This window comes from Metabacillus rhizosphaerae (genome assembly GCF_037201795.1).
Taxonomy (GTDB): Bacteria; Bacillota; Bacilli; order Bacillales; family Bacillaceae; genus Metabacillus; species Metabacillus rhizosphaerae.
The window spans coordinates 2,750,592-2,774,575 of record NZ_CP147403.1 but is presented as its reverse complement, the minus strand read 5'-3'; the positions used below and the strand labels follow the sequence as shown (position 1 = coordinate 2,774,575).

At 34.7% G+C, this 23,984-nt stretch carries 26 protein-coding genes; 1 reads left to right on the top strand and 25 read right to left on the bottom strand.

What is annotated here, in order from left to right; genetic code table 11:
* Nucleotides 1-32 precede the first annotated feature (32 nt).
* From WCV66_RS13585 to WCV66_RS13505, 17 genes are all read right to left on the bottom strand, one after another.
* Nucleotides 33-602, bottom strand: a complete 570-nt coding sequence (locus WCV66_RS13585; RefSeq protein WP_338789338.1) for a YpoC family protein — start codon at nt 600-602, stop codon at nt 33-35.
* Nucleotides 592-1,257, bottom strand: a complete 666-nt coding sequence (gene nth / locus WCV66_RS13580; protein ID WP_066331803.1) for an endonuclease III — start codon at nt 1,255-1,257, stop codon at nt 592-594. The genes WCV66_RS13585 and nth overlap by 11 nt, the downstream gene beginning before the upstream one ends.
* Before the next feature lie 102 nt (nt 1,258-1,359).
* Complete coding sequence (locus WCV66_RS13575) at nt 1,360-2,067, bottom strand: DnaD domain-containing protein (protein ID WP_066331808.1); 708 nt, start codon at nt 2,065-2,067, stop codon at nt 1,360-1,362.
* A gap of 197 nt (nt 2,068-2,264) precedes the next feature.
* Entirely contained in the window at nt 2,265-3,557 is a 1,293-nt protein-coding gene (gene asnS, locus WCV66_RS13570) for an asparagine--tRNA ligase (RefSeq protein WP_338789337.1), read from the bottom strand.
* Nucleotides 3,558-3,656: 99 nt separating this feature from the next.
* Nucleotides 3,657-4,163: a DUF5590 domain-containing protein gene (locus WCV66_RS13565; protein ID WP_338789336.1), complete on the bottom strand. Its 507-nt coding sequence runs from the start codon at nt 4,161-4,163 to the stop codon at nt 3,657-3,659.
* Between the two features lie 15 nt (nt 4,164-4,178).
* A complete protein-coding gene (locus tag WCV66_RS13560) occupies nt 4,179-4,349 on the bottom strand; it encodes a YpmA family protein (RefSeq protein ID WP_338789335.1) in 171 nt (56 codons plus the stop codon).
* Between the two features lie 203 nt (nt 4,350-4,552).
* Nucleotides 4,553-7,378: an ATP-dependent DNA helicase DinG gene (gene dinG / locus WCV66_RS13555; protein ID WP_338789333.1), complete on the bottom strand. Its 2,826-nt coding sequence runs from the start codon at nt 7,376-7,378 to the stop codon at nt 4,553-4,555.
* A 340-nt stretch (nt 7,379-7,718) separates the two neighbouring features.
* Entirely contained in the window at nt 7,719-8,102 is a 384-nt protein-coding gene (gene panD / locus WCV66_RS13550) for an aspartate 1-decarboxylase (RefSeq protein WP_066331824.1), read from the bottom strand.
* Between the two features lie 71 nt (nt 8,103-8,173).
* The gene (panC, locus tag WCV66_RS13545; protein WP_338789332.1) at nt 8,174-9,022 is read right to left on the bottom strand and encodes a pantoate--beta-alanine ligase; all 849 of its coding nucleotides are present in this window, start codon (nt 9,020-9,022) and stop codon (nt 8,174-8,176) included.
* Nucleotides 9,019-9,858 carry a 3-methyl-2-oxobutanoate hydroxymethyltransferase gene (panB, locus tag WCV66_RS13540; protein WP_338789331.1) on the bottom strand — a complete coding sequence of 280 codons (840 nt, stop codon included), beginning with the start codon at nt 9,856-9,858 and terminating at the stop codon, nt 9,019-9,021. Before panB ends, panC begins: the two co-directional genes overlap by 4 nt.
* Nucleotides 9,859-10,507: 649 nt before the next feature.
* Nucleotides 10,508-11,488 (bottom strand): biotin--[acetyl-CoA-carboxylase] ligase, encoded by a 981-nt coding sequence (locus WCV66_RS13535; RefSeq protein ID WP_066331845.1) that lies wholly within the window; start codon nt 11,486-11,488, stop codon nt 10,508-10,510.
* On the bottom strand, nt 11,458-12,672 hold the full coding sequence (locus WCV66_RS13530) for a CCA tRNA nucleotidyltransferase (RefSeq protein ID WP_338789329.1): 1,215 nt from the start codon (nt 12,670-12,672) through the stop codon (nt 11,458-11,460). Before WCV66_RS13530 ends, WCV66_RS13535 begins: the two co-directional genes overlap by 31 nt.
* Before the next feature lie 125 nt (nt 12,673-12,797).
* Entirely contained in the window at nt 12,798-13,931 is a 1,134-nt protein-coding gene (gene bshA, locus WCV66_RS13525) for an N-acetyl-alpha-D-glucosaminyl L-malate synthase BshA (RefSeq protein ID WP_338789327.1), read from the bottom strand.
* Nucleotides 13,928-14,641 (bottom strand): bacillithiol biosynthesis deacetylase BshB1, encoded by a 714-nt coding sequence (bshB1, locus tag WCV66_RS13520; protein ID WP_338789326.1) that lies wholly within the window; start codon nt 14,639-14,641, stop codon nt 13,928-13,930. Before bshB1 ends, bshA begins: the two co-directional genes overlap by 4 nt.
* Nucleotides 14,642-14,814: 173 nt before the next feature.
* Nucleotides 14,815-15,222: a methylglyoxal synthase gene (gene mgsA / locus WCV66_RS13515; protein WP_066331868.1), complete on the bottom strand. Its 408-nt coding sequence runs from the start codon at nt 15,220-15,222 to the stop codon at nt 14,815-14,817.
* Between the two features lie 14 nt (nt 15,223-15,236).
* Nucleotides 15,237-16,034 (bottom strand): 4-hydroxy-tetrahydrodipicolinate reductase, encoded by a 798-nt coding sequence (gene dapB / locus WCV66_RS13510; protein WP_066331873.1) that lies wholly within the window; start codon nt 16,032-16,034, stop codon nt 15,237-15,239.
* A gap of 76 nt (nt 16,035-16,110) precedes the next feature.
* Nucleotides 16,111-16,437 carry a nucleotide pyrophosphohydrolase gene (locus WCV66_RS13505; RefSeq protein WP_066331877.1) on the bottom strand — a complete coding sequence of 109 codons (327 nt, stop codon included), beginning with the start codon at nt 16,435-16,437 and terminating at the stop codon, nt 16,111-16,113.
* 147 nt (nt 16,438-16,584) lie between these two features.
* On the opposite strand from WCV66_RS13505, the gene WCV66_RS13500 reads away from it, so the two are divergent.
* Entirely contained in the window at nt 16,585-17,457 is an 873-nt protein-coding gene (locus tag WCV66_RS13500) for a YitT family protein (RefSeq protein WP_338789325.1), read from the top strand.
* Nucleotides 17,458-17,518: 61 nt separating this feature from the next.
* Here the strand turns inward: WCV66_RS13500 and ypjB are convergent, their stop codons facing one another.
* From ypjB to WCV66_RS13460, 8 genes are all read right to left on the bottom strand, one after another.
* Nucleotides 17,519-18,310 (bottom strand): sporulation protein YpjB, encoded by a 792-nt coding sequence (ypjB, locus tag WCV66_RS13495; protein ID WP_338789323.1) that lies wholly within the window; start codon nt 18,308-18,310, stop codon nt 17,519-17,521.
* An 83-nt stretch (nt 18,311-18,393) separates the two neighbouring features.
* Nucleotides 18,394-18,990 (bottom strand): DUF1405 domain-containing protein, encoded by a 597-nt coding sequence (locus tag WCV66_RS13490; RefSeq protein WP_066331887.1) that lies wholly within the window; start codon nt 18,988-18,990, stop codon nt 18,394-18,396.
* A gap of 180 nt (nt 18,991-19,170) precedes the next feature.
* Nucleotides 19,171-19,938 (bottom strand): menaquinol-cytochrome c reductase cytochrome b/c subunit, encoded by a 768-nt coding sequence (locus WCV66_RS13485; RefSeq protein ID WP_066331899.1) that lies wholly within the window; start codon nt 19,936-19,938, stop codon nt 19,171-19,173.
* Nucleotides 19,939-20,018: 80 nt separating this feature from the next.
* Entirely contained in the window at nt 20,019-20,693 is a 675-nt protein-coding gene (gene qcrB, locus WCV66_RS13480) for a menaquinol-cytochrome c reductase cytochrome b subunit (RefSeq protein WP_066331901.1), read from the bottom strand.
* 4 nt (nt 20,694-20,697) lie between these two features.
* Nucleotides 20,698-21,204, bottom strand: coding sequence for a ubiquinol-cytochrome c reductase iron-sulfur subunit (locus WCV66_RS13475; protein ID WP_338789322.1), 507 nt, complete (start codon nt 21,202-21,204; stop codon nt 20,698-20,700).
* Between the two features lie 144 nt (nt 21,205-21,348).
* Entirely contained in the window at nt 21,349-21,801 is a 453-nt protein-coding gene (locus tag WCV66_RS13470; RefSeq protein ID WP_066331907.1) for a YpiF family protein, read from the bottom strand.
* Between the two features lie 255 nt (nt 21,802-22,056).
* Nucleotides 22,057-22,608, bottom strand: coding sequence for a ReoY family proteolytic degradation factor (locus tag WCV66_RS13465; protein WP_338789321.1), 552 nt, complete (start codon nt 22,606-22,608; stop codon nt 22,057-22,059).
* An 80-nt stretch (nt 22,609-22,688) separates the two neighbouring features.
* Nucleotides 22,689-23,957, bottom strand: a complete 1,269-nt coding sequence (locus WCV66_RS13460; protein WP_066331918.1) for a tetratricopeptide repeat protein — start codon at nt 23,955-23,957, stop codon at nt 22,689-22,691.
* Nucleotides 23,958-23,984: the final 27 nt, after the last annotated feature.

Sequence of the window (23,984 nt, the reverse complement as noted above, 5' to 3'; positions counted from 1 at the left end):
ATGATTTCTCTTCTCTAAGCATGAAAAAGAGATTACTCGTAAGCAGTAATCTCTTTTTTTTGTTTCAAGCGCTGGATCGCCAATGTTTTATAGAAATTTTTTTCAAGTTCAGCAAACAATTGTTGTAGCTGGATAAAAGAATGGTATCCAGTGGGCTTATTGAGTATAAACAATAACCGTTCTTCACAATTTACCGGTTTTAGTTTTAATTCTGAAACCATCATCTCTTTTACATTTAAACTTTTTATCGGGGTATTATTTGCCCAAAAAAGAGCTAGTAAAAATAATGAGATAGATTGAATTGATACGGATTCAACCTCCAGATTAGGCTTTCTCTTTGCATAACTTATTTGTAAATCCGGTTCTAGCATCTTCCATTGCTGGATAACAGCCTTAACTGTGATTTCTGAGTTCTCCCAAGGAGGATCTTTGCTTAATTGATTGCTTACTAAATGCAGCATATCAAAATAGAAGAGTTCTTTACTTAAGATATCATCAAAATCCACCATATCTAGCTTTTTAAACGTTGTTCTCTTGGTAGAAAAAGGAGCAACTAGAAATGATTCTGGAATTTTATATTCAGTATCATGATTATCTAGCATTTGTAACTTTATCCTTTTTCATCCGCTTTTGCCCTTCACGACATAAATGTAAAAGTGGACAAACATCACATTTAGGTGATTGGGCTTTACAATGGTAACGACCAAAAAAGATCAATCTATGATGAGTATCTGACCATTCTTCTTTGGGAATTTTTCGCATTAATGTTTTTTCAACCTCTAAAACAGAATCCTTCCACCGACAAATTCCTAATCGCTTACTAACCCTTTCAACATGTGTATCTACAGCGATAGCTGGAACACCGAATGCAACAGACACGACAACATTTGCCGTTTTACGCCCTACTCCTGCAAGCTTTATTAATTCTTCATGCTCACGAGGAACCTCTCCATTGTATTGTTCAAGAAGTGTTTCACACAAGCTTCTGATATTTTTAGCCTTATTACGGTATAAGCCAATAGATTTAATATCGGATTGTAATTCCTCTAATGGAACTGCAAGATAGTCCTCTGGTGTTTTATATTTTTGAAACAAGTTTTTTGTAACTTTATTTACGAGTGCATCTGTACATTGTGCTGATAATGCCACAGCAATAACAAGTTCAAATGGATTATCATGAATTAATTCACAATGTGCTTCTGGAAACATGTTATGAAATGTATCTAAACATTCCCGAATTTGAACCTTTGTTAGCATGAATTCACCTTCTTTATTTTTATATGAAGGAAATATGGACGGAAATTTTCTTCATTATTATTACAGTATTGATTTTGTTTCAAAGAAAAAGAGAGCTAGATGCTAGCTCTCAAGCCAATTATAAAAAGGAACTTTACGTTGATACTCCTCTTGATTCACTTGCTGCTTACTAGAAGAGTTTCCTTGATGTTGACGAAATTTTTTAGCATGATTTCGTGCTTGATCAATTGTTCGAATCCCATTCTTTTTCCATTCAAATAAAATTCGATCAATATAGCGAAAGTTCAACTTACCTGACATGACAGCTTCTCTTAGAGCAGCTTTTATGATAACTGGATCATAATCATCTTGATCAATCCATATTGCTAATGATTCACACTCGAACGGAGATAGTGGGCGGCCAAATTCATTTTCAAAAATGGTATACAAGCTTAGATCCTCTTGCTTGCTTTGCTCCTGCTCTAATTTGTTGTTTTCCTGCATTAAATAGGAATATAACTTATCCCATAAAGGTTTTAAAGAATAGTTTTCAAAAAGTATCGTATTTTCTTCACATTCCTCTATTGTTAAAAAACCTCTTTGAATTAAACTTCTTAAAATTGAAGTACATGTTGATGTAGAAAATGACATGTGTTCGGATAACTCCGTTGGGGTTGGAAACTGATTCCCATTTTGTTTAAATTTTTTAACTTGGAGAATCATCATAAATTCCTCTTCGTTGAGACCTAATTTTGAATAATTATTAAATAAAATAACGGGTATTGATACATTTCCCGTCTCCTGTAAATATATGAATTGTTCTTTATTCATCCAACACACCTCACTTTCAAGTATAACATGACTACATTAAACATTGTATAAAATCACCCTCGGTTGTTTTTGCCAATATCCATCTTGACGCTAAATGTGATTATCCTGCTGATTCACATTTAATTCTCATATTTATCATAAAAAAACGACTCTTAAAAGCAGACGAATACAAGCTTTTAAGAGTCAGTATCTTTATTTTATGGATAAAGTCTATTTAATAAACGTGGGAATGGAATTGTCTCACGTACATGCTCTACACCGCTAATCCAGGCAACTGTTCGTTCAAGTCCTAGTCCAAAGCCTGAGTGTGGAACAGAACCATATTCTCTAAGCTCTAAGTACCATTTATATGCATCACTATCTAGCTCATGTTGATCTAAGCGTTGTTTAAGTAATTCCATATCATGTATACGTTCAGAACCACCAATAATCTCACCATAGCCCTCAGGTGCAATTAAGTCTGCACATAGTACTACCTCCTCACGATCTGCGTCAGGCTGCATATAAAATGGCTTTAAGCTTGTTGGATAATGAGTAATAAATACTGGTTTATCATAGCTTTCGGCTATTGCAGTTTCATGTGGAGCACCAAAATCATCACCCCATTTGATTTCTGTAAAGCCTTTTTCATGAAGGAACGTAATCGCATCATCATAAGTAATTCTTGGGAATGGCGCTTTAATTTGCTCTAATTTAGAAATATCTCTTCCTAAAGTATTTAATTCCAATGCACAGTTCTTAAGCACACTCTGTACAATATAAGATACATATGCTTCTTGAACATTCAAATTGTCCTCAAATTCATAAAAGGCCATCTCTGGTTCAATCATCCAAAATTCAATTAAATGACGGCGTGTTTTTGATTTCTCTGCTCTAAAGGTTGGCCCAAAGGAAAATACTTTCCCTAATGCCATTGCTGCGGCTTCCATATATAACTGACCGCTTTGTGAAAGATAAGCATCTTCATCGAAATATTTCGTATGAAAAAGTTCTGATGTACCTTCAGGAGCACTTCCAGTTAAAATTGGAGGGTCTACCTTTACAAAGCCTTCTTTATTAAAAAATTCATATGTTGCACGAATAATCTCATTTCTAATCTTCATTACGGCGTGTTGACGTTTAGAACGAAGCCATAAGTGACGATGATCCATTAAAAACTCAGTACCATGTTCTTTTGGTGTTATCGGATAATCAACTGATTCAGCAATTACTTTGATTCCAGTTACTCCAAGTTCAAATCCAAACGGTGATCGTTCATCCTCACGTACGATCCCAGAGACATAAATGGAAGTTTCTTGTGTGATTGATTTGGCTTTTTGAAAAATTGCCTCATCAACCTCTGCTTTTACAACAACACCTTGAATAAATCCTGTTCCATCTCTTAATTGTAAAAAAGCAATTTTTCCACTTGAACGTTTATTTGCAACCCAAGCTCCAATTGTCACTTCTTGTCCGACAAATTTTCCTACTTCTACTATCGTTGTTTTCACTTAATAATTCCCTCCAAAAAGCTCCGATGTCAAATCAATTATGTACTAACCACAGAATATTATACTTTATTTTAAGTATGTGTAGCAATCATCTCTATTTTAAGATTGCTTTTCTTCTTTAATAGCCATATGTTTAATGATCTCACCATTATAAAAATTGACAAAATCAAAAGTGTAACGCTCTGATTTATCACGATATTTTACTTCCCAGATTGGGATTCCTTCATCCATTCCTAACTTTACATCTACAATATTCTCTGGATTATATGCTTGATTTACCTTTGCTATTGCCTGTTCCTCAGTAATCCCAGAAGACTGTTTTTTTACGATTACTGTCTCTTTCTTCTTAGTTTGAGGAACCCAAACATAAACCTTTTCATTACTACTATTTTCCCCAGACATGACATGATACTTTATCTGCCCGTTATATGTTTCAATCGTATCGATTATAGATAACTTTCCTTTTTCTAATGCAAGCTTTTTCGATTCTTCATGGCCATCCATGTATTGTTCCCTTGCAGCACTATATGTACTTGCAAATACCCAAGCAGCAATAATCAGGATGGCGATTGTTATAATTAGTGTAATTAATGTTTTTTTACCCATTCTATAACGACATCCTTATGTTCGATAAATTGTAAATACACACTTCTTTTGGTCTTCTTGATCTAATGCTAGACCAAACATTAAATCATCTCTTTTTAATGTTCGATTTAGTAAATCAACAATTTTATATAGATCTTCTGAATGGTCGACAGTAACTGTTGATACGATTTCAATTTTGCTTTCCATGACATAATCCTCCTACACGAAACAAATTTTGTAACTTATATGTCTGTTTAGTCTGGACACAATAACATTACAACAAACTCTTACTTGTTGTATCAGGATCCATTATAACAGTGTAAATACTTTAGTATGATAATAATTTTCTCCTAACTCACACCATACTTGGCTGATTTAGTTGCTTTGCAGCAATTGACTCGGCCTCTTTTTTACTCAATCCAGTCTTCAATGGAATGTGTAAGTAAATGCATCGGTTTTTTTTCAATTTCGAGATCTGGAATAGATTCAAGAAAATCTTTACCATATCTTGTAGAAACAATTCGGTTATCTAAAACAAATAATATCCCTCGATCTGCTTCATTTCGAATAAGTCTACCAAAGCCTTGTTTAAAACGTAAAATCGCTTCTGGAAGTGAATAATGATAAAATGCGTTCTTACCACTTCTCTCCAACATTTGACATCTAGCTGCTACGATAGGCTCATCAGGAGATGCAAAAGGTAAGCGGACAATCATCAATGCAGTTAACTCATCCCCTGGAAAGTCAACACCTTCCCAAAAACTACTTGTCCCTAACAAAATCGCTTTGCCAAATTGTCTAAAGTTCTTTGTTAATCTTGATCGACTTCCACTACCTGTTCCCTGCCCCATAATGATAAAATCATCAAGTGTTTCATCTTCTTTTAACAATTGATATGTTTTTCTTAGCATCTCGTACGATGTAAACAATACAAGGATCTTTCCATCAGTTATTTGGGCAACACTACCTACATTAGCAGCTATCGCTTCAGAATACTCATCAAGTGTGACTTCATTCACTAAAGGCATATCACTTGGAACAAATAGCTTTACCTGCTCCTTATATCGAAAAGGAGATTTAAGCTGTAGCTGTTTTGGATAAAAATCTGATAATCCGACTGCCTCAATAATATAAGAAAAAGATTTCTTTACTGTTAATGTTGCAGAAGTTAAAATAACACTCTGTTTCTTTGCAAAGAATTGATCAGCTAAAAAGTCAGCTATTTCAAGTGGCTGGGCATAGATGGAAACAGCGTTTTTTGCGCCTTTCGTTTCAATTTCAATCCATGTAACAATTGATTCATCATTTTTGAAAAATAAATAATCAATTTTATCTTTATATTCCTTAACAACGGAGAGAACTTGTTTATATTCTTGATAAATAATTTTATTTTTTATAGATAGTTCAGCATCATCCACTTTGCCCAATACCTGTAATGATTTTTCCATCAAGATGATCAGATCGTACATGATAAACTTTATTCTATTAGCAAGTTCTAAAATAGAATCCCATGTTCGATTATTTTCTTTTTCAGTATTATATTTATAAGAAGTTCGATTTAAGTGGGAATCCTTCCTACGTTTTAAGACATAAGAATGAATTCCTGAAAATAATTGATGGCATTCCTCTTGCAGCTGTAGTAGATGAGCATCCATTTCTTGCAAGAAATGATGGTTTTTTTGACCAATTTCTTCACTTACACGGGCAAACTTATTAATAAGTCCATTTGTATGAAATGTTCCTAAACGATTTAGCATACTATGTACATCAAGATAAGAAAATCTACTTCCTAGCTGTTCACTAGCTACTCTATGAAAATGATGTGCCTCATCAATAATTACCTCTTGATGCAGAGGTAAAATTTGATGGTCACGTTCTAGATCAGACAATAACATCGCATGATTTGTAATAATAATATTTGCCCTCATTGCCAACTCTTTTGCACGCTGATAAAAGCAATATCCCGAAAAGGGATTTCTCTTTAAAGAAGATCCATCAACATGAAGTTGATTCCATAAAACCTTTCCACCAGAGGGAATATTTAGTTCATCTATATCCCCAGTCTCGGTCTCTGTTAACCAGAGAAGGAGCTGTGCCTTTGTTAGGATGAAATCATAGTTATCTTCAGGTTCTCTAAGTGACTGCTCAAACTTCTGTAAACACAAATAATGACGTTGGCCTTTTAAAATTGTAGTTGTGAAAAGAAAGGGTAGTATTTTTTCAAGAAAAGGAATATCTCGCTCAATCATTTGTGATTGTAAGTTCGTTGTATATGTACTAACAATAATTGGCCTTTGTTCTTTTTTTGAATAGAATATCGCTGGCACCAAATAAGCGATCGTTTTACCACTACCTGTTGAAGCTTCAAATAACCCGTGTTGATGCGTATAAAATGCATCAAAGATTTCTTTCATCATGTACATTTGGTCTGTCCGCACGTTATAAGTAGGAAGGATATCAGTTAACTTGCCATTTTTATTTTGAAAAAGCTCGATAAAATCTTCAATAGAAAGAATTTCTTCTGCCGAGTCATTTGCATTTTCAGGTAAGTTTAATTGAACCTTTTTAATAGCCAATGACCTAATCAAATCCAAATCTGCTCTGTCTTGCTGTTGCTCAATTTTTACTAATTTATCTGAGATTACACCCTCTATTATTTCTTCAATATCACTTATAAAGGACCTTGAAAGCTTTGATAACTGCTGCAGTGTAATAACAGGTAAAGCCTTTAATTTATCAAATATCCGTAATAATAACAGGGCCGTTACTTCTGCATCACTATCAGCACGATGTGGGTGTTCATGAATTATATTAAATCCATCACTTAAATCAGATAATTTAAAGCTTTTTTCGGTAGGAAAAGCAATTCTTGCTAATTCAACTGTATCTAGTATTGGTCCTGAAAATTGAAAGCCACAGTTCTTTAGTTCTTCCTGTAAAAAGGATAAATCAAAATAGACATTATGAGCTACAAAGTAAGAATCAGACAGCAACGAAATTAAATCCTCTGCTATTTCTTCAAACGTTGGTGCTTCCTCTACCATGTCATTAGTAATCCCTGTTAATTGTTCAATAAATAAAGGAATTTTTTGCATAGGTTTAACAAAGCTCATATATCTATCGACAATTTGCCCCTGTTCTATGACTACAGCAGCAATTTGAATAATCCTATCTCCTTTTTTTGGGGCATTTCCTGTTGTTTCTAAATCAATAACAACATATCGTTGCTCATTCATCTGTTGACACCTCTATTATTAAGAAACGCAGGGCGCGTTTTTCTTGGGAAGTAGGAAATTTTATTGGTCAGGCACACTCATTAGACTACGCTAAAGAGAAAATTTAAGTTGTTAATCCAATGGGTCCCATAAAGCTAACTAATAGTTGTTAACATGTATACTCATAAGGAAATCTGACCTACTACATATGATTCGAAAATCTTAACTTAACTATATCATATTTTTAATCAAAAAAAGGACTGACTCATTTTAAAAGACTAAAAATCCCTGTTATTTAGTAACAGTAATCCTAGAGTCTTTTGAGAGCCAGACCTCGAAATTGACAGGTTAACTATTCAATTTACAAAATTGTTGCTGCTGGTTCATGTCCTAAAATATCAACAATCCTATTATTTTCATCCATAATTGCAACTTTTGGTTTGTGTGATGGAACATGTTGTTCCGCAACAAGCGTGTAGGTTAGAATAATCACAACATCGCCTTCTTGTACTAATCGTGCAGCTGCACCATTTAAACATACAACTCCACTACCTCTTTCACCTGCAATAATATAAGTCTCAAATCTGGCACCATTATTATTATTAACTATTTGAACTTTTTCGTTCGCAATCATACCTACTGCATCAATAATATCTTCATCTATTGTAATACTGCCTATATAATTCAAGTTTGCTTCCGTTACACGAGCACGATGAATTTTAGCATTTAACATTGTACGGAACATGATGACTTCTCCCCCGATTCTTCTTTTAATCTATATTTGAAATCTTGCATTTTCTACTATAAAGATCTGTTTTATTTAACTTCAATCGTTATATTATCAATTAGCCTTGCGTTTGTAAACTTGACAGCGATGGCAATAATCACTTTTCCCCTAATTACCTCTATTTCCTCCAAATTTGGATAGGAAAGGATCTCTATATAATCAATTTCCCCATCTGTTTCCTGTGAAATGGTGGTAGTAATTAGAGCTTTCAGTTTTTCTTTATCACGTTCACCTTTTGCAATTTCATTTTTTGCATTAGACAAGCTCTTATAAATAACTGGTGCTTCATTGCGGTCTTTTTCGTTTAATTTTACATTTCTCGAACTTTTAGCGAGTCCATCAGCTTCTCTAATTGTTTGGACTGATACTAACTCAATTGGAAAATAAAATTCTGTTATTAACCCATCTATGACTGCTACTTGTTGTGCGTCCTTCATTCCAAAATATGCTCGGTCAGGTTTGATGAGGTTAAATAGTTTAGTTAATATTGTTGCTACTCCATCAAAGTGTCCTTTTCTTGATCTCCCACATAAAACATTCACACGAGATTGGACTTTAACTGTATATGAAGGCTCAGTTGGATATATTTCTGGTACAGAAGGGCTAAATAATAGATCAACCCCTGATAATTTCGCAAGTTCTTCATCTCTTTGTTGATTTCTCGGATATGAATCATAATCCTCATTAACACCAAACTGTAGTGGATTTACGAAAATACTTAAGACGACAATATCATTATCCTTTCTTGCCTCTTCAAGCAATTTCATATGACCCTCATGTAAATATCCCATTGTCGGCACAAAGCCTATTGTTTGATTCCTTTCTTTATATCTATTGATTTTCGTTATTAATTCCAGCTTAGTCGTTACAACATTCATTTCTTAACCCCTCCATATAAGCCATTAAGCTCCTCTTCCTTCATATTAAAAGAATGCTTTTCTTCGGGGAAAGATCTTTTCTTTACCTCAGAAATATAATGACTAATTGCTGTCTCAATTGTTACAGCTACCTGAGCGTATTGTTTTACGAATTTTGGTACATTGCCTGAGCCGTAACCTATTAAATCGTGATAAACCAAAACTTGACCATCAGTTTGGCAACCAGCACCAATTCCTATTGTCGGAATCGTTAACTGCTTCGTTATCTCTTCTCCTATTTGACGGGGAACACACTCTAACACAAGAGCAATAGCACCAGCAGCTTGACATTTCTTAGCATCTTCAATTAGTTTTCTCGCAGCCTCAGCATTTTTCCCTTGGACTTTATAACCCCCTAGTACATTTACTGCTTGTGGAGTAAGTCCGAGGTGAGCAACAACTGGAATACCACCATACGTAAGTGCTGCAATTATATCTGTAACACCATCAGCACCTTCAACCTTTACAGCATCAGCTCCACCCTCTTGCATAAGTCTTGCTGCGTTTTTCAATGATTCATCTTTTGAAAGATGATAAGACATAAATGGCATATCTGTTACAACAAATGTATTTTTCGCTCCACGTTTAACAGCTTTTGTGTGATGAATCATATCATATATTGTGACGGGTATTGTAGAGTCATATCCAAGTACAACCATTCCTAATGAATCTCCTACAAGAATCATATCTACTCCAGCATACTCAGCTTGTTTTGCACTTGGATAATCGTAGGCAGTTAGCATTGTAATTGGTTCTCTATTTTGTTTCATATTCATAAAATCAATTCTAGTTTTCATGTATACCCCTCCTATTTAGTAGAAAAAATGGGCTTTATCCCCAAGGTCTAGTGGCATTTTTCTTATCCAAAAGTTATGAATTTTTTGGTCGTTTTTATAAAATTCCTTAATTGAATCAAATTTACATAACGACTTCCATACTTTCTTGTACCACGGTCAATTCATTTTTAGGAACGGGGGAGAAAATATCAATTTAAACGTTTTTTCAACGAAAAAATCCTTCTTTCGACAAAGAAAGAAGGATTTGTAGGCATACTAAAATCGGTTTTCATCCCTCTGTCCTAGTCCTTTTTGGATCAAGGCAGAATTTCATTTCAATAAGTTGTGTTTAAACACTCTACTATTACTATTAACTAAAGTAGAATACTTCATGAATTAATTATTCCCACTTCAATGAGGTGTAGTTCTAATAGATACTACCCAAGTGAAAGTATAGCAGAAAGTAATCCATATTACCATCAGGAACAAAAGCGCAAGCGCCTTGATCCGCCCCGACAACAACAAGCATAAGATGATTTAGAAGGCGTTCTTTGCCTTCAATTCTAATTAGCTAGACCCTAGTGGGGCTAGGCGCTGGAGCTGGATGTCGTGCGCTAATACACAGTTTAAGAATTTTAAAATTTCCTAAGCGGTGAAAAATGAATTTCTGTTATTTCAATTCGATATCTGCAGAGTAAATCTTTTCAATCTTTTTTTCACACGTTTCAATTAACAAAGCACCATCATCATCGATACCAATAGCTATTCCTTCAACAGTGCCTTTGAGAGTTCTGGCAATCAATACTTTATTTAAACTTATTGCATAGCTTTCCCAAAGGAGTTTAATTGGTTTAAATCCTTTTGATAAAAATAAGGAATATAGACTTTCAAACCTTAATAAAATCGTTTGAATAAGTTGTGCTCTTTCCCAAGATGTTCCTGTTTCAATAAGAATGGATGTAGCAATATTTTGTAAGTCTTCGGGAAAATCCTCAATTTTCTGATTAACATTAATACCTGTGCCAATTATGACCGAATGGACTTGATCTGCCTCTGCCTGTAATTCTGTTAATATCCCTACAACTTTTTTTCCGTTAATCATAATATCATTTGGCCATTTTATATCAGGCTTGAGTGGTGTAAGCTCCTCTATAGCTTGTACAATAGCAACTGCAGTGAGAAGTGTGAGCTGTGGTGTTGTGTTAACAGGAATATTAGGTCGAATAATCATACTCATCCAAATTCCTGTACCACTTGGTGAATACCAAGCTCTAGACATTCTCCCTCTTCCATTAGTTTGTTGGTCTGCCACGACAATTGTTCCTTCTTGTACACCATCATTTGCTAAACTTTGTGCTATTTTCTGTGTAGAGGTAACCGTCTCTTCAAAATGAATGGTACGACCCATCATCTGTGTTTTTAGTCCTAAGTGAATCTCATTGCTGCTAATTTTATCGGGTTTTTTCTTTATGCGATACCCTAATCTTCTAACAGCTTCTAGTTCATAGCCTTCCTTTCTTAGCTCTTCTATATGTTTCCATACGGCTGTTCTTGAGCAACCAATCGTTTCACTAATTTTTTGACCTGATAAAAATTCCCCATCTGCTGTAGAGAAGGCTTTTAATAGTTTTGTTCGAAGTCCAGTTTGCATCTTATTAGCCACTCCTTTATAGCAGACTTATTATTTTCTATTTTTTTCGAAATAATTGCTTTCTCAACCTCTTTAATTGCTTTTGAAACCCAAGGACCTGGTTGTTTATTTATATATTGAATAACATCATGTCCTGTAATTACGAGCTGTTCTCTGTGTTGAATAGGTAATTCAAGGATTAAATTCTTTATCCTCTTTACGTTTGCATCAAAGTTCAATGGGTCTGTCATTATCGAACGAATTCGTTCTACTGTAACAGCTCTTTCAATCCCAGCTTCATATAATAAAAAGTCAGACCAAGATTGCTCGTTTACGACTGTTAAATATTCTATATTTTTTTCCACTACCTTAATGAGCTTTACTGGTAATTTCCACTTTCTTAAGAATGTTTGGACAGACCGCGGGGCTATACAATATGTAAATATCGTCCAAAGTTCTTCACTTGTTTTCAGATTTTCTAAGTTATATGTTCTAAGCTTCTTCAATTCATCTTGTTTCATTTCTAGACCAGGTAAATAATCATTCATTCCTGTTTCTAATATGATTTCAAGTGCGCTTTTATGGTTTATCCCCTTAAGAAGCTTCTCAATCTCAATGGTTTTTCGTTCTACTGAAATGACTTCTAAAAGATGTACATGATCTTTAATAGATAATCTAGTCTCAGGACATAGCGTAAAATCCAATTGACTAACAAATCGAACAGCACGGAGCATTCTTAAAGCATCTTCGGTGAATCTTTCAGATGAAGAACCAACAGTTTGAATAAGCTTTTCACTTAAATGAGCTTTTCCATTAAAATAGTCTAGAATAATACAATCTATATCCATTGCCATTGCATTTATTGTAAAGTCCCTTCTCCTTAAGTCCTCTTTTAAGGATGTAATATATGAAACCTCTTTAGGGCGACGGAAATCTACATATTCTGATTCAGTACGATAGGTTGTCACTTCATATGGCGTTTTATTGTGCAGCACAATGATTGTTCCATGCTCTGCTCCAACATCAATAGTATGTTCAAACAAATTTTGTACATCTTTTGGCTTTGCTGAAGTAGCAATATCGACATCTCCTATTCTTCGATTCAAGAGGTGATCACGAACTGCTCCACCAACATAATAGGCTTCAAAGCCAGCAATATGTAATTTTTCTAAAATAGGTTTTGCATTATCAAATGGGGTTTCCATTTTTCTACTCCTTGTCATACTCAAGTCGAAATTGACGAATTAAGCTTGATAAACTAATATCAAGCTTAATTTGTTTTTACCACCATATTATTTCCTTCATTTTGAAGGGTATGTAATTACATCATTCAAGTTTTAATCAGGTCATAGTAGATTGATTCATATTGGGAGACGATTTTGTCAGAATGAAAAGAATTTCTTGCGTTAAATATAGCATGATCTGACATTTTTTTATGTAATTCATCATCTGATAATATATGGGCAGCACGGAATGCGACTGTTTCAATATCGCCAATATCACATATATATCCTGTTTCACCTTCAGTAATAACTTCAGGAATTCCCCCTGTATCAGTTCCTATACACGGGACTCCACACGCCATTGCCTCTAATAAAACTAAACCAAAGCTCTCTTTCTCTGAGAGTAATAACATAAGATCACTTAATGAATATAATTCCTCTAAATTATCCTGTTTACCTAGAAAAAGAACTTTGTCGGTAAGACCTAATTCACGAACAAGTTTGCTTACAAATGTCATTTCTGGTCCATCACCAACTAGTAATAGTTTAGCATTAATCTTGCGTTGGATTAAATGAAAAGAATAAATGACATCCTGCACACGTTTTACTTTTCGGAAATTAGATACATGTATAATGACTTTTTCATCATCACCAATTCCGTATTCTCTTTTAAGATGTGATGCATTTTTTTTCTGATACACTCGATCATCAATAAAATTATAAATGGTCTCGATTGTTTTTTTAGGTTGGATTAACTCATTGGTTTGACTAACTAAAGCATTTGATACAGCGGTTACTTTATCTGATGCTTCAATTCCAAAGCGGATTAAATCTGAAAGTGATTGATCATAACCTAGAACTGTAATATCCGTACCATGTAGTGTAGTAACAATTTTAAGATCATCATCAACCATTTGCTTAGCTAAATAAGCACAGATTGCATGTGGGATTGCGTAGTGAACGTGTAATAAGTCCAATTTCTCCCTTTTAGCAACTTCAGCCATTTTACTTGCTAATGCTAAATCATATGGTGGATATTTAAAGACTGAATATTGATTCACTTCAACTTCATGAAATGTTATATTACAATATACTTTATTTAAGCGAAAAGGTAGACTTGAGGTAATAAAGTGGATTTCATGTCCACGTTCTGCAAGTAGCTTTCCAAGCTCAGTTGCAACAACTCCAGATCCTCCTACAGAAGGATAGCAGGTTATGCCAATTTTTAATTTTTTTCTCATTGTCTTTCACCTAAAAGATCTTCTGAAAGTAGAATTGGATTTTTCGTTTTAAATCCTTCAGCGTACATGACACCAACCTCTTTCCCATACAGCCTTTCTCTGCTCTCAACAGATTCAATGTACCCGTTTGTTAGTGGGGTTTCCATTGAACCCAATGACTTTTCAAACTGACTTTCATATGCTCTTAAGCTTGTTAATTTTTTATCGATCGTATTTGAAATATCGATAACAAAATCAGGCTTATGGAACCCATTAATCATATAATAATAAATGGATTGTACACGATGTGAAGGTAGGTCCAATGTATCCTTATATTTACGAATTCCTGCGGAGAATACAGCTTCCTCTACTAGTCTCGCACAATGTCCATGATCTGGATGGCGATCTTCAAAATAGGGTACAAAAATAATTTTCGGCTGATTTTCTCTAATAATTGTTACAATCGATTGAATTGCTGAATCTGTTAGATACAGTCCACGATCTGGCAATGTTAATTGAATTCTCTTAGTCACACCTAAAATTTCCCCTGCCCGCTTTGCTTCTTCTTGACGGACAGAAACCGTACCATTTGAGGAAAGTTCTGCTTTTGTTAAATCACAAATTCCAATTTTAAAGCCTTTATTTGCATATTTTACAATCGATCCACCCATCCCAATTTCTACATCATCAGGATGAGCACCAATTGCAAGCATATCTAGTAATTTACTCATTTTCCTCTCCTTAGCTAAAGAAGGATACTCTAAAAAGCTACGCTAACCATTTAATTAACCATTCTGTAACTTTGGTTTTAATAAATGGTTAGCATACTCCTTCCTCTCCATTATCTTTGTATGGGAATTGTACAATATTCTATTTTCACCAAAATGTAGTTGCTCAAAAAACATCAATTGTTTTTAGAATGAATAACCTCTCTCCACTCTAAATCACCACGTTCTAGTCCACGGATCAAGATCTCGGCTGTCCCCATATTTGTTGCTAGTGGAATTGAATAAACATCACATAAACGAATAAGTGCTGTAATGTCAGGCTCATGTGGTTGTGCGGTTAATGGATCTCTAAAGAAAATAACAATATCCATTTGATTTTTTGCAATAAGTGCACCAATTTCTTGATCTCCTCCAAGTGGTCCTGATTGAAAACGGTGGATCGATAAACCACTAGCTTCTTGAATTCTTAACCCTGTTGTCCCTGTAGCGAATAGTTCATGATCTTTGAAGATCGGTTTGTATGCCAATACAAACTGAACAAGATCCGTTTTCTTTTTATCATGAGCAATTAATGCTATTTTCATTTTAATTTTCCCCTTTATTCAATAATGTTTTCTAATCCATACACTAATAAATCTACTTTCATCACATTTTCCACAGCAAGTTTAACTCCTGACATAAACGATGCGCGATTATATGAATCATGACGAATTTTTAATGTTTGTCCATCCCCACCAAACATAACTTCTTGATGTGCAATTAAACCAGGTAAGCGTACACTATGTAGACGAATCCCCTTATAATTTGCACCTCGTGCTCCAGTAAGAATTTCTTTTTCATCTGGGTGACCTTGTTGCTTCTCTTCTCTAACTGCTGCGATCATTTCTGCCGTTTTTAACCCTGTACCAGAAGGAGCATCTAATTTTTGATCATGATGTTGTTCAATTATTTCAACATCTTGAAGATACTTTGCTGCCATCTGAGAGAATTTCATCATTAAGATCGCTCCTATTGCAAAGTTCGGTGCAATAATAGCTCCAATACCTTTCTCAGTTGTTAGTTCTTGAAGCTCTGCTAAATCATCCTCAGAAAACCCTGTTGTACCCACTACAGGTCTAACCCCATTTAACAAGGCTTTTTTTGTATGTATTTTGCCAATCTCTGGTGTAGTCAAATCTATTAATACATCCGGACTCGTTTCAAAAAAGCATTTATCTATATCTGTATAGATAGGCACATCGACATCAAATCCATCAAGATCCTTTAGGCTTTTTCCTTCATGTTTATGATCCACAACTGCAACTAATGAAAAGTGTGTGGTTTCCTCAACAAGCTTAACTGCTTCACTTCCCATTCTACCACGAGCCCCTGCGATGACAATTTTAATCTCTTTCATTTTCCAAACTCCTTTATTATAGTTTCTAGCTTCTGCGAATTATTTGTCCTATACTAAACAATGTGTATCCGCATTGCTATTCTTTTTTCGTCCAGCGATCTTTGTCCCTTGTTTTAAATTTATTCATAACAAGATCGTGTGCTTTTTCCAAATCTATATTCAATGAATTAGCAAGACATATTAGAACAAATAGAACATCCCCCAGTTCTTCTTCTATTTCCTTTTCCTTTTCAGAAGCCTTTTTGGGCTTTTCACCATAATAGTGATTGATTTCTCTAGCTAACTCGCCAACTTCTTCGGAAATTCGAGCCATCATTGCTAACGGTGAGAAATATCCTTCCTTAAACCCGCTTATGTATTGGTCAACATCATTTTGAAGGTCTTTCATCGTTTTATGCTCCATTTGTTTCACCTCATTTACTTATCAATATAATGTTAGCTAATACAATTAAGTTTTACAATTATTTCGTCATCATTTTTTCAAAATTTGCACCTTGACTTTCTATCAACTATAATATTTTTGCCATGGTTGCATTTTGGGAGGTGTCTAATGTTTGGTGATATTCGTATAAAAAACATACTTTTTATTTTAATTGGGTCAGCCATATTTGGTTTTGGGCTTGTACATTTTAATATGCAAAATAATTTGGCAGAGGGTGGGTTCACTGGTATTACCCTCATGTTGTACTTCCTGTTCAAGTTTGATCCATCAATATCCAATTTATTATTAAATATACCATTGTTTTTTATCGGTTGGCGGGTTCTAGGAAGAACTTCATTTTTATACACAATGATTGGTACGATTAGTTTATCGGTGTACTTATGGATCTTTCAACGTTATCAAATTAATATGCCATTAAATGATGATTTAACGCTTGCAGCTCTTTTCGCTGGAGTTTCACTTGGTATCGGGTTAGGTATTATTTTTCGTTATGGTGGAACAACTGGAGGAGTAGATATTATCGCTAGATTATCTCATCGTTATTTAGGCTGGAGTATGGGAAAAACAATGTTTCTATTTGACCTATGTGTCATTACATTGTCGTTAATTACTTACCTCTCCTACAAAGAAGCAATGTATACACTTGTAGCTGTTTTTGTGGGAGCTCGCGTAATCGACTTTATGCAAGAGGGAGCCTATGCAGCAAAAGGTGCTACTATTATTTCAAGTCAATCTGAGGAAATTTCAAAAAGAATTATGAAAGAAATGGATCGAGGAGTAACTGTATTAAAAGGACAAGGGTCATTTACAAAGCAGAATCGAGATGTTTTGTATTGTGTAGTAGGAAAAAATGAAATTGTTAGATTGAAAAGTGTTATTACTTCTGTTGATCCACATGCATTTGTAGCTGTTAGTGATGTCCACGATGTTTTAGGTGAGGGATTTACGTTAGATGAAAATAAAAAACCTATTCAAAGGTAGATCGTGGATAATTACTAGTAATACAGCAGCTAAGAGAGGTTAGAATTTCAACCTCTCTTTTCTATTGATTATTATTTTCCCTTTTTGCTTGCTTTTCCTTTTCTCCTCGGTACTTTCTCCAACCTGAGTATGATAGTGATAATAAAATCACACCCCCCGTTGAAATTATTACCCATAGTAATGATGGATCTGCCTCATCCTCTTTCACTCTCTCAAAAAGTGCTTTTAATTCCTCTTCCATGATAGCTAATTGCTTTACACGACTTGTTTCAGGAATCTCTTGGAATAAGCGATCCTCTACAACAGAAATATGGGCATCCATCTTTTTAACACGTTGACTATCAAAATCCACTTGTATACTGGGATAAATCACCTCATATAGAGCTAAGAATTGATTCCAATCATGTTGGAAAGATTGATTGTCCCCTTCTTCAACATCACTTTTCATTTGAGAGAATGTTTCCATAATTGAAGATTCCATCGAACCCCACAATGGTTGATGTTCAGATACCATCGCATCTACAACTAAGCGGAATTTTGTTAAGGAACGAACTTTTTCATCTGTACTTATCTTTTCATCCTGTATGATATCTTTTGCATTTTTGTGAGTACTAGTAATGGTTCGAAAATGGTCTAGTGATATATACTCTCTATCAATTGGTATTTCTTCAAATTTAACAGCAAAATATTCAAGTAATTGGGCAGACTCGCTAAAGCGTTCTTGCTTCGCTAGTTGTAATGCTGAATCAGAAATCTGATTTAACGATTCCCAGTCATAAGTTTCTTCTGCAAGTGCTGGTTTTATGTGAATCAGCACCATTCCAATTATGAGTGCGACTATCCATTTCTTCATCCTTGTCCCCCCTAGAACTTCTACTAAGAATCGTATGTAGAAATGGACAAGGTTAGACCAAATTATTCAAGCTAAAAAAGTTTTTATTTTGGAAGAGATAATTTGTAAGACCGTTTATTCAGTACTAAACCATAACCAATTAAAAGTGAAATAATACTTAGCCAAAATGTAAAGTAACCAATATGATTACTATAATCCATTAACATGCTATAATGCGGCATCATCCCAAAAACATAGTCAATTACATCATTATGTAAAGTCCAAACAGCAGCAACTAATAAATGCCAAGCTTTAAAGCGATAATAGGGTGCATAAAGTAAGCCTTGAATAGCCATTCCAAAATGGGATGCAATTAACATGTACCCCTCCCAAGGTAAACTTCCATCAATCAACAATACTAAGATGTTCATTATGACTGCCCAAATCCCATACTTGAATAGCGTAACAATCGCTAAAGCTTCTATTAGAGGAAAGTTTTTACGAATTAAAAACCCGAGTAAAACAATCAAAAAAAATAAACTTGCAGTGGGACTATCAGGAACAAATAAATAAAAGTGTGCTGGAGTTTCAGACAATTGATATCTGTACCAATAGTAACCGTAAAAGGTTCCGAAAAAGTTAATTAAAAACATGACTATTAAAATAGGCTTCTGACCTAAAACATATTGAAATATTTTCATTTTCCCACTCACCAGACTCTTTGTTTTTTATTAGAAATGCTAGATGACGGATCTGACATTAAACTTAGTACAAATAATTTATACTTTCTAATATTGCTTTGATTTTCTTCATATTCCTGATAGTGAATGTCTTTTTTTCTTAATTCTGATCGTGCAAAAAAAGCTGACAATAGTCAGCTTTTATTTTGCCGTAACACCAGAGATAAATTCTGATAGTACTTTTAATTGTTCATCTGTGCCTTTGAATACGCCAGCAGGCATAGCACCTTGACCATTTTTAGCAATATCCGCAATTTTATCAGGTTCTAATCCATTATCAACTAGAGCCTTACCTGCAGCTCCACCTTCAAGATTGTCACCATGACAAGAAATACAGCCTTGCTCCTGATAGATTGCATAACCTTCAGATTCTTTATCAATATCTGCTTCTGCTTTAATCTTACCTTGTTCAGCTGCAGCTTCCCAGTCATGAGTTGCAACAGATTCCCAAGTTAAGTAAAACGTACCCGCTACACCTAGAATCATCATTCCTACTGCAATAGGACGCTTTGCGGGACGACGATGTGGGCCACGGTCTAAAAATGGAGCTAACATTAAAGCACCGAAAGCAAGACCTGGAATAACAATTGCACCTATAACTGTATAAGGTCCAGATGCATAAGAATATTTCAACAATTGGTATAAGAATAAGAAGTACCAGTCTGGTAATGGAATGTAACCAGCATCAGTAGGGTCAGCCACACGCTCAAGCGGCGATGGATGTGCTACTGTTAAACATAAAAAACCAATTAAGAAAACAGCACCTACTAGCCACTCCTTTAAAAGGAAGTTTGGCCAGAATGCTTCTGTTTTTCCAGGATATTCCGAATAGTCTTTCGGAATATTCGGCTTTCTCTCTGCAGGAATACGAGAGTCACCTACAAATTTCATACCTTTTCCGCGATGCATGATTTCCCCTCCTTACTAAGGTGGTTTCCGATAGAAAGTTAATTATATCGGTTTTGAATTTCTATTTAATCAATTAGATCCTATAGTGGACCAGAAATACCTTGCTTACGTATCATGATAAAGTGAGCTGCCATTAAACCGAAAAGAGCAGCTGGTAAGAAGAATACATGGATAGCAAAGAAACGTGTAAGTGTTTGTGCACCAACGATTTCTGGATGCCCAGATAATAATGTTTTAACTGTTGGTCCAATTAGTGGCACTGATTCAGCAATTTGCAATGTAACCTTTGTTGCAAATAACGCTTTCATATCCCATGGTAATAAATAACCCGTTAAACCAAGACCTAGCATAATAAAGAAAATAAGTACGCCAACAACCCAGTTTAATTCACGAGGTTTTTTATATGAACCTTGGAAAAATACACGTAATGTATGTAGGAACATCATAACTATTACAAGACTAGCTCCCCAGTGGTGCATACCACGGACAATTTGACCAAAAGCTACTTCGTTTTGCAAATAGAATACTGATTCCCAAGCATTTTTAATGTCTGGTACATAATACATTGTTAAGAACATACCAGAAAGAATTTGAATAACTGTTACAAAGAATGTCAATCCGCCAAAGCAATAAACAAAGGCAGAAAAATGGTGTGCAGGGTTAACGTGTTCAGGAACTTCATGGTCAGCAATATCGCGCCACATCGGCGTAATATCTAACCGTTCGTCAACCCAATCATAAATTTTGTTTAACAATAGATTACGCCTCCCCACGTGGTTTTGCTGCACCTAAAAATAAATAGCCATCCTTAACTGCTTGCTTATAAATATCAAGCGGAGCAATTGGTGGTGTTCCCGGAACATTTGTACCATTCTTTTCATATCGGCCATAGTGACACGGACAGAAAAATTGGTTCGGGTTTGCTGGATCATTATTCCAACCGACAGTACAGCCTAAATGCTTACAAACTGGTGATAAAGCCGTAATTTTGTCACCTTCTTTAAAAACCCAAGCTGATCTTGTTTCTTCTGATTCATACCAAGCATCTACTTGCTTGATTTTAAAGTCAAAGCGTTGAGGTTCTTCCGTAATTTCGTCAACCTTTACAACTTGTACTAACTCTGTTTCTTCTGCTGGTCGGAGCACAGGGTCAAGTGCGAAGCGAACCATAGGCATAAGCATACCTGCAGCCATGAAACCGCCTACACCGGTAAGCGTGTAGTTTAAGAATTGACGTCTAGAAACTCGATGTTTTTTCTCGCTCATCATTTTCCCCCCTCTATCTTAAGCTAAGTCCGTTTAGGACATACGGAAATGATATATAAAACTAGGACATACTCATGATATATCAATCTTTCCATGAGGTCAATAAAATCCTGATTTGTAATCTTGGAAATAAAAAGGTTTTTTTCAATTATTCCAAGATTGTAATAAAATGTTCAAAATTTGTTCGACTTGGTCCTGTAAAAGCTTTCTCTTCAAACCCTCATCCATATGCTCAAACGGTACTGATGGTAACCAAATAAGATGGGCCTTTAACTGTTCGCATTTACTGTTTTTTAAAGTTTCATCACTTGTAAGAAAAAGAACATGCTTAAATTCCTGTTGTATTTCATTTTTCCATTCTATTACATTTTCAATCACTTTCTCAGAATTCTTTAAATATGAAAATGAAGGAAATAAGAAAACTCTTCCTTTTAATTGTCTCTCAAGTTCATCTGAAACATACGTAATAAACTCACCTTTTGACACAGTACCTTTAAAATCTGACTTTAAAGAAACAGGTATTAACGGAATTATCGCAGTATCTACGTACTCTTTTGATTGGTTAATAACATCTACATCACTTGCAACCCACTTCAATTTATTCCACTCCTTTCCGATATTTTTACGACTAGATCTATTATAAAGCTTGTCTTACAAATTGTTAAATTTGAAGCATATAAAGAGACTATGATAGTCTTTAGAAACTGGAAAAGTCCTTAAAAAGAAAAAGAAGCCACACCTAGTGAATAGGTTGTTAGCTTCTTTAACAGTCTCCAGTTTAATGAAATTTTTCAGGTACTTTAAAAGTGTTACTTTATTTAGCAACCAGATATGTAGGCCGCTCTCACTTATTTAGCTTTGATGAATTTTCAAGTTTATCAATTGCTGAGTAAGTCTTTGAAAACCTTCCTTGTCTTGACGATCAAGAGCTTCATCAATTAATTGTAACAATTTTTCCTTTTGAAAAGTTTGAAGGGAATGATCTAGAACTTTTTCAGCAACTTCACGATCCTTCTCATTTCCATGTAAGTGTTCGGGCATAAATGGATTTGATTCTAATACAGCGGCGTACTGTGGCGATTGATAAACAGATCTAAAATTTAGTTGAATAAAAAGTTCTTCATCTTTATTTAAACGTATATCATGGAATGATTTTTCTGCATCTGTTGTCATTACGTTTTCTTTATAAAAGCGAAAAGGAACTTCTTCAACACAATGCGTTGACATGATTATACCCCTAGGACAATACTGAGCTTGCTCAACAAAATGAACTTTTTCCATTAAGGTATCATGACTCATTAAATAATTTAAAATCCACACACATTCTCTTCTTTTCAGCTGATAATGGTTTAAAAACCACCTGACAAAATCTTTCTTTTCGTGGACAGATACAGGGGCCACCATACAATTCCCTCCTCTGCAGTTCAATTAATTCATACTATGGTTAATTCCACAAAAACAAAATAAAATCCTCCTTATTTCCCTTAAAACTCATCTTCTAATTGTAGCAATATCTCACCAATTTCGACATTTGAAGGATCTTGCATTAATATTTTTTCAAATATTTCCTTAGCTTCTTGCTTACGACCTTCTTCTAATAAAAAGTACCCATATTCATGAAGAAATTCTCGTTGATCCTTGAAAGAATTATATGCAAGTTGATAATGGTTTAATGCCTCTGAATACTCTTCTTTTTGATGATAAGCTCGTGCTAAGTTCCATTCAAACTGAGGATCCTCTTCTCCATATCTTTTACTTTCAGATATTAAATCAATTACATCATCATATCGCTCTTCTTGAAGGAAAATATGAGTTAAAGTAATAGCAGCCTCTATATGACCTGGATCTATGGCAAGCGTTTCACGCAATAAATTTTCAGCATCATGAATATGGCCAGATTTAATGGCAATCTTACCGCCATATAAGTATAGTTCTTTATTATATTCATCAACCTTAATTCCCTCTTGAACAGTTTCAAGACTTTCTGGTAAGAGACCTTCATTCTCATACGCCTTCGCCAAATACAAATAAAGGGAAGAAAAATGCGGATCTGCTTCTTTTAGCCTAGTAAATTGTTGAATGGCTGTTTTATAAAATCCACCTTGATAAGCAGTAAATCCGTAACCAAATAACGTATTAAGATCCTCTTGTTCGATTACGGCTTGTTTATAATAATCAAGCGATTCCTCAAACTCCCCTGTTGCGCTTAAACACTCAGCTAACCTTTGTTCAATTGAAACACCTGAAATAGACTTCTGATCTTTTACAATTGCTTTATAAAAAGGTATTGCATGCTTATATTGGCCTTGGTGAAAATAAAATTCTCCTAGTGCAAAGTCTATAACAGGCTCCTCAGGTAGTAACTGCTTTGCTTCTTGCAATTTTTGTTCACTGACCTCAGCTAAACCTTGCATTTGATATAAATCAGCTAAAAGTAGCAACGCTTGTGGATATGCCTCATGGTCAGATGTAATTGTATTTAATAAATTGATCGCTTCTTCCTCTTTCTCCAAATCTAAGAAAAGTTCGGCTAAAAATAAAGTTACTTGTGTTTCTTCAGGATACAGAAAATGAAGTTCTTCAACTATTTCATGTGCTTGATCAATGATACCCCATTGATAATATTGATCTGCTAAATGGAGTTTCTCTTCATCATGAAGTGTTGGAAGTATATTTGCTAATAAATTTAATCCTTCTTCAGTTTCACCCTTATTTACAAGATTTATTGCTTCGTTTAGCACTTGATTAAACATAGTAATTCCTTTCTTTATAAACAATTG

Excerpts from the sequence above, each read along its gene's own strand:
- WCV66_RS13585 (WP_338789338.1), bottom strand. The coding sequence starts at position 602 with ATGCTAGATAATCATGATACTGAATATAAAATTCCAGAATCATTTCTA.
- nth (WP_066331803.1), bottom strand. The coding sequence starts at position 1,257 with ATGCTAACAAAGGTTCAAATTCGGGAATGTTTAGATACATTTCATAAC.
- WCV66_RS13575 (WP_066331808.1), bottom strand. The coding sequence starts at position 2,067 with ATGAATAAAGAACAATTCATATATTTACAGGAGACGGGAAATGTATCA.
- WCV66_RS13565 (WP_338789336.1), bottom strand. The coding sequence starts at position 4,163 with ATGGGTAAAAAAACATTAATTACACTAATTATAACAATCGCCATCCTG.
- WCV66_RS13560 (WP_338789335.1), bottom strand. The coding sequence starts at position 4,349 with ATGGAAAGCAAAATTGAAATCGTATCAACAGTTACTGTCGACCATTCA.
- dinG (WP_338789333.1), bottom strand. The coding sequence starts at position 7,378 with ATGAATGAGCAACGATATGTTGTTATTGATTTAGAAACAACAGGAAAT.
- panD (WP_066331824.1), bottom strand. The coding sequence starts at position 8,102 with ATGTTCCGTACAATGTTAAATGCTAAAATTCATCGTGCTCGTGTAACG.
- panC (WP_338789332.1), bottom strand. The coding sequence starts at position 9,022 with ATGAATGTTGTAACGACTAAGCTGGAATTAATAACGAAAATCAATAGA.
- panB (WP_338789331.1), bottom strand. The coding sequence starts at position 9,858 with ATGAAAACTAGAATTGATTTTATGAATATGAAACAAAATAGAGAACCA.
- WCV66_RS13535 (WP_066331845.1), bottom strand. The coding sequence starts at position 11,488 with ATGCAAACTGGACTTCGAACAAAACTATTAAAAGCCTTCTCTACAGCA.
- WCV66_RS13530 (WP_338789329.1), bottom strand. The coding sequence starts at position 12,672 with ATGGAAACCCCATTTGATAATGCAAAACCTATTTTAGAAAAATTACAT.
- bshA (WP_338789327.1), bottom strand. The coding sequence starts at position 13,931 with ATGAGAAAAAAATTAAAAATTGGCATAACCTGCTATCCTTCTGTAGGA.
- bshB1 (WP_338789326.1), bottom strand. The coding sequence starts at position 14,641 with ATGAGTAAATTACTAGATATGCTTGCAATTGGTGCTCATCCTGATGAT.
- mgsA (WP_066331868.1), bottom strand. The coding sequence starts at position 15,222 with ATGAAAATAGCATTAATTGCTCATGATAAAAAGAAAACGGATCTTGTT.
- dapB (WP_066331873.1), bottom strand. The coding sequence starts at position 16,034 with ATGAAAGAGATTAAAATTGTCATCGCAGGGGCTCGTGGTAGAATGGGA.
- WCV66_RS13505 (WP_066331877.1), bottom strand. The coding sequence starts at position 16,437 with ATGGAGCATAAAACGATGAAAGACCTTCAAAATGATGTTGACCAATAC.
- WCV66_RS13500 (WP_338789325.1), top strand. The coding sequence starts at position 16,585 with ATGTTTGGTGATATTCGTATAAAAAACATACTTTTTATTTTAATTGGG.
- ypjB (WP_338789323.1), bottom strand. The coding sequence starts at position 18,310 with ATGAAGAAATGGATAGTCGCACTCATAATTGGAATGGTGCTGATTCAC.
- WCV66_RS13490 (WP_066331887.1), bottom strand. The coding sequence starts at position 18,990 with ATGAAAATATTTCAATATGTTTTAGGTCAGAAGCCTATTTTAATAGTC.
- WCV66_RS13485 (WP_066331899.1), bottom strand. The coding sequence starts at position 19,938 with ATGCATCGCGGAAAAGGTATGAAATTTGTAGGTGACTCTCGTATTCCT.
- WCV66_RS13475 (WP_338789322.1), bottom strand. The coding sequence starts at position 21,204 with ATGAGCGAGAAAAAACATCGAGTTTCTAGACGTCAATTCTTAAACTAC.
- WCV66_RS13465 (WP_338789321.1), bottom strand. The coding sequence starts at position 22,608 with ATGGTGGCCCCTGTATCTGTCCACGAAAAGAAAGATTTTGTCAGGTGG.
- WCV66_RS13460 (WP_066331918.1), bottom strand. The coding sequence starts at position 23,957 with ATGTTTAATCAAGTGCTAAACGAAGCAATAAATCTTGTAAATAAGGGT.